We start from the raw sequence: 1487 nt of genomic DNA on the forward strand, positions 1-1487 counted from the left end.
TATTAATAATGGAATATAATGCGCAAGAGGAAATTCTAAAAATAGGAAAATTTATTTATGTTTTAATAAAAATTTCCAAAAAAAAGAAAACCTTTGCTACGCAAAGGTTTTCGAAGTATGGAGACTAGGGGGATCGAACCCCTGACCTCTTGCATGCCATGCAAGCACTCTCCCAGCTGAGCTAAGCCCCCGTAAATTTATTACAAGAAGAATTATATCTGTTAAATAAAATTCTTGCAAGAGAAAATTTGAGGAAAGGCAATAATATTTTTCTACTAGCTCATACTTTCAATTTCTACCTTTTGAACCCCCTCTATTGCGGAAACAGTCGCATAGACTTCGGTTGTCTTTTCACGATAATCAACTGCAACTAATATTTGCACCAAATGATCTCCGTTATCTAAATCTTTGATTCGAAGTCTACGAATAATGTACTTCTTCTCAAGTAAAAAAGTAATAGTGGTATCAATCTGTGCCTGGTCTCTAATAAAAAGCTGAAGCGTGATTTCTTTTTCCCTTAATTGTTTTGGACCAAAAAGTTTCATTAAAAAAGGAATTAATTCCACACTAATAATTAATAAGGCCACCCCGACAAACGCTTCTAAATAAAATCCTGCACCAACTGCAATTCCTATCCCAGCTGCTCCCCAGATCATAGCGGCCGTTGTTAAACCTGAAATACTGTCGTTCCCCCGTCTTAATATGACTCCGGCACCTAAAAAACCAATCCCTGAGACAATTTGCGCAGCAAGCCTTAGCGGGTCCATTGTAATTTTAACCTCACCCGAGTCGGGAAACATATAGGCAGACTGAATGGAGACAATTGTCAACAAACAGCTTACAACGGAAATGACCAGGCTTGTCTTAAGACCAACCGGTTTTCTCTTTAATTCACGTTCAAGGCCAATAATAAGGCCGAAAATAGCTGAAATACCGAGCTTAATTAATATATCGACATCCGCATTACTCATCTAATTCACGTCCAATTGTATAGTTAGTTTTCATTAATGGTATGAAATCGATTATATTTTACGAAAACGCCTATCTCTTATTACATATACAATTGTAGTTTAATTTATGAATTTATCCTACGTTAAATTTATAGCATTAATGAGGAATTGTTAAATGCTTTTAAAAAAACTTTTAAAATTATATTGCAAACATTAATTTATCATGATATATTAAATCTCGTCCTCATCGAGAGAGTTAAACAACGAAAAAAGAAATTTAAAATGTTGTTGACATTATGACGATGAATATGATAAATTAATGAAGTCGCTTTTGGCGGCAAGGACATTTGTTCTTTGAAAACTAAACAAACAAAAACGTCAACAAACAATATTTTTTAGTTTCAATATATATGAAACTATGCCAACGTAACAAATGAGCTAATCAACTTTCTTGGAGAGTTTGATCCTGGCTCAGGACGAACGCTGGCGGCGTGCCTAATACATGCAAGTCGAGCGGATCTTTGGGAGCTTGCTCCC

The 1487-nt window shown here is 35.4% G+C and carries 1 protein-coding gene, 1 tRNA gene and 1 rRNA gene; 1 reads left to right on the forward strand and 2 read right to left on the reverse strand.

Translation table 11 applies throughout. The annotated features are described in order from the left end of the window. Nucleotides 1-118: 118 nt before the first annotated feature. Together G6554_RS25200 and G6554_RS25205 are read right to left on the reverse strand one after the other, a co-directional pair. Nucleotides 119-191, reverse strand: a tRNA-Ala gene (locus G6554_RS25200). 84 nt (nucleotides 192-275) lie between these two features. Next, nucleotides 276-971 carry an MgtC/SapB family protein gene (locus G6554_RS25205; RefSeq protein ID WP_166246840.1) on the reverse strand — a complete coding sequence of 232 codons (696 nt, stop codon included), beginning with the start codon at nucleotides 969-971 and terminating at the stop codon, nucleotides 276-278. A gap of 427 nt (nucleotides 972-1398) precedes the next feature. Here G6554_RS25205 and G6554_RS25210 point away from each other — a divergent pair. After that, nucleotides 1399-1487, forward strand: a 16S ribosomal RNA gene (locus G6554_RS25210); the annotation flags it as partial.

Source organism: Bacillus sp. MM2020_4 (assembly GCF_011250555.1).
Lineage (GTDB): Bacteria > Bacillota > Bacilli > Bacillales > Cytobacillaceae > Neobacillus.